The sequence below is a fragment of the Oceanobacillus luteolus genome, from assembly GCF_042678205.1.
Classification (GTDB): Bacteria; Bacillota; Bacilli; order Bacillales; family Amphibacillaceae; genus Oceanobacillus; species Oceanobacillus luteolus.
In genome coordinates this window covers 139,720-150,128 of the sequence record NZ_JBHUDE010000017.1, presented here as the reverse complement: position 1 = coordinate 150,128, position 10,409 = coordinate 139,720, and the positions used below count along the sequence as shown (strand labels likewise).

Sequence of the window (10,409 nt, the reverse complement as noted above, 5' to 3'; positions counted from 1 at the left end):
AGGAATATCCCAGAGCGTCCAAGTCATTTGACATATCAACAGGTTGATTAACAAGGGAAATAATAGGCGGAAACTAAGTGCCTAAACATAATATACGAGGAGGAAATCAGTTGAATATCTATGTATTGTTAAAAAAGACTTTTGACACAGAGGAGCAAATAACTGTTTCACATGGAGAGATTGTAGATGAAGGCGCGGAGCATATCATCAACCCCTATGACGAATATGCGGTAGAGGAAGCAATTAAGCAACGTGATGCCCATGGTGGTGAAGTGACAGTTGTAACCATCGGGGATGAAGATTCTGAAAAGCAATTAAGAACTGCACTGGCAATGGGGGCCGATAAAGCTGTTTTGATTAATACTGAAGATGATTTAGAACAAGGTGATCAATATACTACGGCAAGAATTTTAACTGCATTTTTAGAAGACAAAGATGTCGATCTAATATTAGCTGGTAATGTAGCAATCGACGAGGCTAGTGGACAAGTGGGACCTCGTTTAGCTGAAGCATTGGAAATTTCTTACGTTACGACAATTACGAGCCTAGAAATTGATGGGGAAATCGTGAACATCGAAAAAGATGTGGAAGGTGATGTTGAAATCATTGAAACAAGCCTGCCATTATTAGTGACTTGCCAACAAGGTTTAAATGAGCCACGGTACCCTTCTCTACCTGGAATTATGAAAGCAAAAAAGAAGCCGTTGGAAGAGATTGAACTAGATGACTTGGATTTAGATGAAGAAGATGTGGAAGCAAAAACAGAGACCATTGAAATCTTTTTACCGGAAGAAAAAGCTGCTGGCCGAGTGCTTGAAGGTGAGCTGGATGAACAAGTGAAGGAGCTTGTCTCCCTATTAAGAAATGAAAAAAGAGTAGTTTAAGGAAGGGGTATGGACATGAGTAAAATATTAGTCATAGCTGAGGGTAAAGATGGAGTTTTACGTAATGTATCTTTTGAGGCTATCGCAGCAGCGAAGCAAATTGATCATGATGCAGAAATCGTTGGCGTCGTGCTAGGAAAAGAACAGCTGGAAGAGCAAGCGGAACAACTCGTTCACTATGGGGCAGACCGAGTAATTGTAGTACAACACGAGGAATTGAAAGCGTACACATCAGAAGGATACGGACAAGCCGTCCTTTCAATTATTAGTGAAGAAGCACCAGACGGAATTGTTATGGGCCATACTTCCATCGGAAAAGATTTGACCCCAAAAATTGCAACTAAATTAGACACTGGGCTAGTATCCGATGTTATCGAAATACAACAAAATGAAGGCCGTACTGAATTCATCCGACCAATTTATTCCGGGAAGGCATTTGAAAGAAAAACTATTACAGACGGAATTACGTTTGTGACGATTCGTCCGAATAACATTGCAGCTCTTGAACCTGATACATCTAGAAACGGTGAAATTACGACGAAAGATATCGATATTAAAAATATCCGAACGATTGTTAAGGAAGTAGTCCGTAAAGCTTCTGAAGGGGTCGATCTTTCTGAAGCAAAAGTCGTTGTTGCCGGTGGACGTGGAGTGAAGAGCGAGGGAGGTTTCAAGGAATTATACGAGCTGGCTGATGTCCTAGGTGCTGCAGTTGGTGCATCACGTGGTGCATGTGACGCAGGTTACTGTGATTATTCCTTGCAGATCGGTCAAACCGGAAAAGTTGTTACTCCGGACCTGTATATCGCCGTAGGTATTTCGGGAGCAATCCAGCATCTCGCAGGAATGTCCCATTCAAAAGTGATTGTTGCGATAAACAAAGACCCGGAATCCAACATCTTTGCGGTTGCGGACTACGGGATTGTAGGCGATTTATTTGAGGTGCTCCCTCTGTTGGTCGAAGAATTCAAGGCATTGAAAAACACAGTGAATGCTTAACTTTTATAAGACGATGAATAACTACTCTTTCAAAAGGTAGTCTCAAGTATGAGATTAAAGGAGTACAAATATGGACACATTTCTTATCATCAATTGGATTGCATTTCTCGTTGTGACCATCTATGCCATCTATTTATTTGCTAGAGTGGTCACAACAAGAATCGCTTACATCAAACTCGGTAAAAAATCCGAGTTTGATGGTGAATTGAAATTACGCTTGAAGCGTGTAGGGAAAATTGTATTTGGACAATCAAAATTGCTCAAGGATAAGAAATCTGGAATTATTCACGTGATGATGTTTTACGGATTTCTTCTCGTACAATTCGGTGCAATCGATATGTTCATCAAAGGACTATCACCTGGGAACCATTTGCCGTTCGGTCCGTTTTATCCGGGATTCGTCTTTTTCCAAGAACTCGTGACGTTGATGATTCTCGTTGCGGTCGTCTGGGCTTTTTACCGACGCTATATGGAAAAGCTCGTCCGTCTGAAACGTGGATTTAAAGCAGGGATTGTTCTCATCTTTATCGGCACCCTGATGCTTTCTGTCCTATTCGGAAATGGGATGCTCATGTTGTGGGAAGAACGCGCAGCTGCATGGACAGAGCCTGTAGCAAGTTTAGTTGCATCTGCCTTCAGTTTCTTGTCGCCACAAGCAGCGATGATTCTATTTTTCATTGCTTGGTGGGTTCACACCGTGACCTTACTTGCATTCTTAGTGTATATCCCACAATCCAAGCATTTCCACTTACTTGCGGCACCCGTCAATGTGTTCTTAAGTAAAAAGGTGCCAGGGAAACTTGAAAAAATCGATTTCGATATCGATGAAGATGAGGAATCAGAAGAAGAGATTGCATTTGGAGTCGGGAAAGTCGAGGACTTCAAACAGTTCCAGATGATCGACTTCTATGCTTGTGTAGAATGCGGTCGCTGTACCGATGTCTGTCCAGCGGCAGGCACAGGAAAAATGCTCTCCCCGATGGATATTATGATCAAGCTCCGTGACCACCTGACGGAAAAAGGTGCTGCAATCACTGGAAAATCACCGTGGGTGCCGAGCTATGCTTTTTCCGGAACAGCCGGAAACGTAGCCAGCGCTGGCGGGGAAGCGGCAGCGACGATTGAGAGTATGAGTTTAGTAGGCGATGTCATTACTGCTGAGGAACTTTCCGGTTGCACAACTTGCCGTAACTGTGAAGATGCATGTCCGGTAAACAACGAACACGTTGGCACGATCATCGATTTACGCCGTTACCTCGTGATGACGGAAGGGAAAATGGATTCCGATATCCAACGTGCAGTGCAAAACATCGAGCGTCAAGGCAATCCTTGGGGCTTATCAAAAAAAGATCGCGTCAAATGGCGCGAAGACGATGAGTCGGTATACATCCCGACAATCAAAGAATTGAAAAAAGAAGGCAAAGATTTCGAGTACCTCTTTTGGGTTAGTTCCATGGGTGCATATGACAGTCGCAGCCAAAAGATCGCATTAGCGTTTGCGAAGCTCATGAATCAAGCAGGTATCGACTTTGCAATCCTAGGTAATACGGAAGCAAACTCAGGAGACACCGCCCGACGTATTGGTAACGAATTCCTTTTCCAAGAAATTGCGGAAAAGAACATCAAGCAATTTGAAAAATATGAGGTTAAGAAGATTGTAACGATCGACCCGCATGCATACAATATTTTCAAAAATGAGTATCCTGACTTCGGTTTTGAAGCAGAAGTGTATCATCACACACAGCTGCTCTATGATCTCATCATGGAAGGCAACCTGCAGCCAAAAGGTCAGATTAATGAATGCTTAACTTACCATGACTCTTGTTACTTAGGAAGGTATAATGGCGTGTATGACCCGCCACGGGAAATCCTAAAATCAATCCCAGGTCTCGAGTTGGTGGAAATGGTCCGCAACAGAGAAAATGGTATGTGTTGCGGAGCTGGCGGCGGTCTGATGTGGACAGAAGAAACTACCGGAAACCGCATCAACGTAGCCCGCACGGAACAAGCATTAGCTGTCAGCCCATCGATGATTTCGACTGGATGTCCGTACTGTTTGACGATGATCAGTGATGGTACGAAAGCGAAAGAAGTGGATGAGGACATCAGCACATTGGATGTCGCGGAAATTCTAGCAATCTCTGTGTTTGCGGAGGAAGAGGCTAAGACGGCTTAAATTAAAAAACCAATGGACATGAAAAACTGTTCATTGGTTTTTTACTATTTAATTACCGACCTAATTTTCAAATACATTTTAACATGTTAGAAACACTAAATGTTCAGATACAAATCATTTAACTTGAGTATATACATGGAGAATTATTCCCCAATTGGTTTACCTCCTAGAAGTTGAGTAGTCTGAGCATTGAACCCATAGTAGTCTATATAAAGCCATGGTATGGTTTTTGCGAAGTAGAGAAATGAACCCAATTGATTAGAGTGATGAAGTCAAAAACCGGAAGACCCACTGCCCTTTGAATATCAGATGCATAAGGAGGCAAGTCACTACATTCAAGTAAAATCGCTCCGATTTCAGGATTTGTATCTACCAACTTTGTAGCAGCATCGATAGCCTCTTTTTTCACCACTTCATTGTCAAAGGTCCCTTTATTCTCTATAATTACCGAGAACTCTGGATAGGCACTCATGTCATAGGTCACACATCTGCTAGAATCGTTTATCCCACAACTATCAAATAGATTGGAAGTCATACCTTTATCATAGGCTGTTAAGATACCTACTTTTTCATTTGACTTTAATCCTGTAAGAATCCAAGGGATTTGTATAACACTTGATAAATATACTGGAATGTTTACAGCTTCTGCTACTTCCTTTTGATAATTGCCAAAAAAGCCACATGCAGATGAAATAGCACGTGCGCCCTCCTCTTCCAGCTCTCTCGCCGCTTTAATCACATGTTCCAGCATTTCAGAATCACCATTTAGAATTTTCATAGTTTCAGTGTTTTGAACTCTTTTCAACCGGACTGGAAAGTTGTATGTGCTTAAATTTGCGACATTCCCAGGTATTACCGGGTACCAACAGTTATCAATATACAATATACCTACAGAATAACCAGATATATATTGTCCCTTTTTTTGTGTTACTACAGAAGCTTCAGAAGATTGATCGATGTATCCATACTGTCTGTTCTGCTTAATCATTTCCAAGTGATTACCTCCTATATATCGATTGATAATTGTAAAACTACCGTAGAGCATAATTAATAACCAAGTAATAACTTTGGTAGAAATAACGAAATCTCAGGAATAAAAGTAGTTATGATCAAAGTTGGGAACCAAGCGAAAATTATCATGAGTAATGTAGGTCCTAACATTTCATTTACTGGCGTCTTTGCTACTCTAGAACCCAAATATAATAAAGGTGCTGTAGGTGGGGTTAGAAGCCCCATACCAATGTTCACAGCAATGATAGAAGCAAAGTGGATTGGATCCACTCCAAGATTTATTACAATAGGTAGCAATATTGGGGTTGCTAAAGATATTGCGCTTACATCGTCCATTATCATTCCTATAAATAATAAAAATACATTAATCATAAGAAGTAATAAAACTTTATTTTCGGTAATTGTTAGTAGCAAGTCAGTTAGCGTTTGAGATAATCCTTCTGTTATAAAAATTCTGCTTAAAATCATTATCCCAAATAGCATTATCATGATTACGCCAGTGGTGCTTGCAGCTTCTATAAGTGTCTCAAAAAAGTTCTTTCTATTTAGTCCCTTATAAATCCAAAAACCGACAGGTATAGCATATATTACCGCTACAGCTGCAGCTTCCGTTGGAGTCATAATCCCTCCATAAATACCTCCTAGTACAAGTAAAGGTAATACGAGACCCGGAGTTGCACTTAGTCCTTTACTCCGGAATTTCTTCGAAAACGACAAGTATTCACCTTCGTTAGCATCAAATTGTTGTTGGTTACCCTTTTTACTTATATATAGAATATTAACTACACTTAAAAAGATAACTAATATAATCCCAGGGATAATTGTTGCAAGAAAACTAGCGAGCACAGATTGATTGGATGCCCAAGCAAATAAGATCATTAAAGCACTTGGGGGAATAAATATACCTAATACAGATGCATTAGCTAATAAAGCTGCGGCAAACCCTTTAGGATAGCCGCTTTTAATTAATCGAGGGAAAAGCGTTGAGCCAATCGCCGTCAATACCGCGGCAGCACTCCCCGACAATGCACCAAATAAAGCGGATGCCAGTACTGCGACAACCCCTAATCCACCTTTAATCTTACCGACAAATATTTCTGTAAAATCTATTATTCTTTCTCCTATTCCTCCTTTGGACATTAAGCCACCAGCAAGTATAAATAACGGTACTGCTAATAAAACGATGTTACTCAATTGACTGTATCCGTATGGTATTAAAAAACTGGGATCGTATCCTAGTGTAAAAATTAAAAAAATTACCGTTACAAAAAAAGCGAAAGGAACTGGTACTCCAATGATTAAAGTAACAAATAGTATAATTAACGCTATTATTATTTCCATGAGCTACCTACTCCCCTTCCTTACTACCAACATGCAAAACAATATGTTTTCCTAGATGGTAAAGTGTATATAGTGAAATTAGTACAAAGGATATAAAAATAGGGAGATGGTATACAAAAATTGGTATACCCCAACCGGTTGTGACACCAGAATTATAGATGCTCCATATTAAAAAGTTTAAAGTCCAGATTGTAAATATTACTGTCGCTACTAAAGAGAGTACCAATGTAATTATTCTTAGCCAGAATTTTATTCTTTTACTTTTAATAATTGCCCCAGCTAGATCTCCTGAAATATGGGAATCTTCATAACTTCCGTAAGCAGCTCCGATAAAGTACAACCAAATAGTTGGGATTAAAATGATTTCTTCTAATCCAAAGAAATCCAATTTTAATACATAACGAAACAGGATGCTCATTATTAGCCCAAATACGATTACCAATCCACTTGTGATTAATATAAATCTTTGAAACTTTATCAAGAATTCCCAAGTAAATCTGACTGATTTCATATATGAAACCTACCTTTGTATAATTACTAAAAACTATATTCAAGTAATTATTTTGTTTTAATATCAATTAAGAGAAAGCTCACTTCAATATAGTTGGAGTGAGCATTTCCCTTTATTATTTACTTACCATTTTCTAAATCTATTATTCTGCCTCATCAAGATATTCAATTAGCTCATTGATTATATCTTCTCCGACACGTTCTGCAAATTGTGGCCACATTTCCGTTCTAGCAAATTCTGCAAATGCTTCAATTTGGCTATCGCTTAACTCTATTACTTCTATACCTTCTTCAATCAATAGTTGACGGTATTTCTCTTCATTATCTTGTGCTGCCAAAAAGCTGCCGTTCATGATTTCTTCCGCTATTTTTTGCATCGTTTCACGATCTTCTTCATTTAATTGTTGAAATACCTCTGTATTAATAAATAATGGTGTAGCGATAAATTGGTCATTTATTTGGTAATAATATTTTATTACGTCTCTAAAACCAGTGTAATTATAGGTCGGTCCACCACCTATCCAACCATCAGCAACTCCTGTTTGTAGAGCAGAGTATAAATCTGCAAAAGGAATAGTAGTGGTTCTGAACCCAAGACCTTTCATCATTTCAACCTGTAAATCTAGCGAAGGTGTTCGAATTAAAATATCTTTCTCCGCTCCAACTTTATCGATATTCTCCACTTCCTTAACCGTACCAAGCCCACCAAACTCTTCACCATAAAAGGCTAATAATGTGATACCTGTTTCTTCGTTAATTTCTTCTATTTTCTTAAAAATATACGATTCTCTACCAAATGCCTTCTCAATATCATCATAGCCTGTTGCAATAAAAGGAAATCCTAAAAGCTCTGCTCTAGAATCCTGTTCTGTTGGATGAGTAATTAAACCCATTTCAATTGTGCCGCGAGCTATCTCCTGGTATACATTAGACCAATCCCCCAATTGATTGGAAGGAAAAATATCGATTTCTACCCTTCCATCAGTCTCTTCATAAACCCTTTCGGCAAATTCATTCATAGTAACTGTTGAGGGATGATCTGCAGCTGACATACCAGCAAGCTTTAAAGTAACGGTACCGTCCTGTGCACCCGCAGAGTTCTTCTCAGAAGACTCCGCTTGATTACAGGCGCTAAAGATTAACATTGAAATAACTAGAACCACTAATAATATTTTTCGGTTCATAAAATCACCTCTCAAAATTTTTAGTTACTAATCATCTTATAACTTTCTGGCAAGCTTAGCCCCTTCATGAGTTGCTGTTTCAACTGTACGTGGAGCAACTGCATCCCCTAATAAATGAATATTTTCTAGTCCACTCTCAACAAGCTCTTTATAAAGGTTATCGTTCACCTGATTTCCTAGCCAAGGGACAAGGACATCAACATTTTCAATAGTTTCTTCTTCATTAGAATAGATATTACGAATAACTAAATCATCTTTATTTATAGACTTTAATTCACTGTTAGGTTTAAAGACTACTCCCGTAGATAATAACCTTTTATATAATGGAGACCTTAAGGTTGGATGGATATCTTCTGCAATAGTAAAAAATGGTGAAATGATTTCAACTTTAACTCCATCTTTAGCAAGTAGTTCAGCGGCACTCATCGCTGTCTGACTTCCTGCCTCTCCTCCAGCCCAATCCCAAATGGCTGCCTTTTTAAATTCAGTTATATTCGACTTTAACATTTGAGATGGCGTAATAATTTCTATGGACGAATTTTCATTTACATAAACTTTTGGTAGCCATTTTTTTGACCCCAATTCCATTGCATCAGCACCAGTCGCTATTATTATTTCGTCAACATCTAAATCCATCAGATCATATTTCGAAACTTCTGTATTTAGGTGTACATTTACTTTGTATTTTTCTAATTGAAGCTGGAACCACTTCAAAGATTTTTTAAACTCTTTCATTGTTGGCGTGTTTGACCAGAGACTTAATTGCCCACCCAGTTTGTCACTTTTCTCAAATAATGTTACTTCGTGACCCCGCATGGCAGAAACCCTCGCTGCCTCCAACCCGGCAGGACCTCCACCAACTATTACAACTTTTTTCTTATTATCAGTGGGTAATATAGACCCTAGTTTATTTGACCGACCTGCTTCTGGATTATAAAGACAGCGTACAGGTTTGCTTTGGAGCACTTGCTTTATACAATAGTTAGATCCTATACATGGTCTTATATCTTCAACTCTATCTTCCTGAATCTTTTTTACAATATACGGATCTGCTATATGTCCTCTAGTCATTGCAACCATATCTGCATATTCATTTGAAACTATTTCTTCCGCTAATGCAGGTTCCGTGATTCGTCCTACTGCAAAAACTGGTATAGATACCTCGTCCTTTATTTCTTTTGCTAAATCAGCAAACAATCCATAAGGCGCCGGAGTAGCCGGCCAATGTTCCCACCTTTGAATGCGATCTAGATTTGTTCCGGAAATAACATTTAAATAATCAACTTTATTGGTCGATTCGAGTCTTCTTGCTATTTCTTTCGCTTCAGAAATATTAATCCCACCATCTACCTTTTCATCAGCAGAAAAACGTATTCCAATTATAAAGTCATCACCAACCTGACTATGAACCGAATCAATTATTTCTAATAAGAAACGCAACCGGTTATTCAGACTTCCTCCATAGTTGTCATTCCTGTGGTTTGCGTATCCCGAAAGGAATGAAGCAATTAACATACCATGTGCTGCTGTAATTTCTACTCCATCAAGCCCTCCCTCTTTCGCCCTTTTGGCAGCGCTTCCAAAAGCTTCCACTACTTCTTGTATCTCTAATGCTGTCATCTCATGAGGTATCACCCTCATTACTTCTGAAGCCACCGGTGAAGCAGCCCAAGCTGGTTCATCTAATATTCCTGTCCAACCGGTAGCACCAAAATGTGACAGTTGTGCTAAAATCCTTCCTCCTTTTTCATGGACTGCTTTTGCCAACTCTTTATAACCTGGTATAATTGAATCGTCATGATTGACTAAACAATTGTATTCGTTCATTCCAGTTGGATGTACGGATTGTGCACCTGTAATTTGTAAGGCTGCCCCACCTGCTGCAATATTTTGATGATATTTGATATACTCCTCTGTAGGTAGTCCATTTTCTGCAAGAACTGGTTGATGTGCAGATACAAAGATCCGATTTTTTAATGAAATAGGACCTACTTGTATAGGTGAAAGAATGTGCTTGAATTGTTTAGATGCAGCTTTAGCCACTTTCATTTTATAACCTCCTAATTATTTTATCTGTTAAGTTAATTTTAAATAAGATTGCTACAAGTCATTGATGGTGCACTTGCTATAAAAGATGCATTCTTACGGCTAAAATTACATTTTATGGTTCTGTTCAATTTTTTACCATTCGTTAGAAAGTTCCCTCCCCACATAGAAATGTTCTTTTAAATTTAAACTTTCCTAGTAAAACTCTTTTAGATTTCGAGTTTAAAATAATATATGCAAATATTATTCGAGGGAAGA

At 38.9% G+C, this 10,409-nt stretch carries 8 protein-coding genes; 3 read left to right on the top strand and 5 right to left on the bottom strand.

The genetic code is table 11. The features are described from left to right. Nucleotides 1-110 precede the first annotated feature (110 nt). From ACFSBH_RS04895 to ACFSBH_RS04885, 3 genes are all read left to right on the top strand, one after another. Nucleotides 111-884, top strand: a complete 774-nt coding sequence (locus ACFSBH_RS04895) for an electron transfer flavoprotein subunit beta/FixA family protein (protein WP_251512422.1) — start codon at nt 111-113, stop codon at nt 882-884. A gap of 15 nt (nt 885-899) precedes the next feature. Further along, nucleotides 900-1,883 carry an electron transfer flavoprotein subunit alpha/FixB family protein gene (locus tag ACFSBH_RS04890; RefSeq protein WP_379596356.1) on the top strand — a complete coding sequence of 328 codons (984 nt, stop codon included), beginning with the start codon at nt 900-902 and terminating at the stop codon, nt 1,881-1,883. Nucleotides 1,884-1,953: 70 nt separating this feature from the next. Beyond that, nucleotides 1,954-4,059, top strand: coding sequence for a heterodisulfide reductase-related iron-sulfur binding cluster (locus tag ACFSBH_RS04885; RefSeq protein WP_379596354.1), 2,106 nt, complete (start codon nt 1,954-1,956; stop codon nt 4,057-4,059). A 205-nt stretch (nt 4,060-4,264) separates the two neighbouring features. Here the strand turns inward: ACFSBH_RS04885 and ACFSBH_RS04880 are convergent, their stop codons facing one another. The 5 genes from ACFSBH_RS04880 to ACFSBH_RS04860 all read right to left on the bottom strand — a co-directional run bounded on the left by ACFSBH_RS04880 (nt 4,265) and on the right by ACFSBH_RS04860 (nt 10,154). Then, on the bottom strand, nt 4,265-5,047 hold the full coding sequence (locus tag ACFSBH_RS04880) for an aspartate/glutamate racemase family protein (protein ID WP_379596358.1): 783 nt from the start codon (nt 5,045-5,047) through the stop codon (nt 4,265-4,267). 59 nt (nt 5,048-5,106) lie between these two features. Continuing rightward, complete coding sequence (locus ACFSBH_RS04875; protein WP_379596352.1) at nt 5,107-6,411, bottom strand: TRAP transporter large permease; 1,305 nt, start codon at nt 6,409-6,411, stop codon at nt 5,107-5,109. Nucleotides 6,412-6,418: 7 nt separating this feature from the next. Continuing rightward, nucleotides 6,419-6,922, bottom strand: coding sequence for a TRAP transporter small permease (locus ACFSBH_RS04870; protein ID WP_379596350.1), 504 nt, complete (start codon nt 6,920-6,922; stop codon nt 6,419-6,421). Between the two features lie 142 nt (nt 6,923-7,064). Next, nucleotides 7,065-8,105, bottom strand: a complete 1,041-nt coding sequence (dctP, locus tag ACFSBH_RS04865; protein WP_379596348.1) for a TRAP transporter substrate-binding protein DctP — start codon at nt 8,103-8,105, stop codon at nt 7,065-7,067. 36 nt (nt 8,106-8,141) lie between these two features. Continuing rightward, nucleotides 8,142-10,154 (bottom strand): oxidoreductase, encoded by a 2,013-nt coding sequence (locus ACFSBH_RS04860; protein ID WP_379596346.1) that lies wholly within the window; start codon nt 10,152-10,154, stop codon nt 8,142-8,144. Nucleotides 10,155-10,409 lie beyond the last annotated feature (255 nt).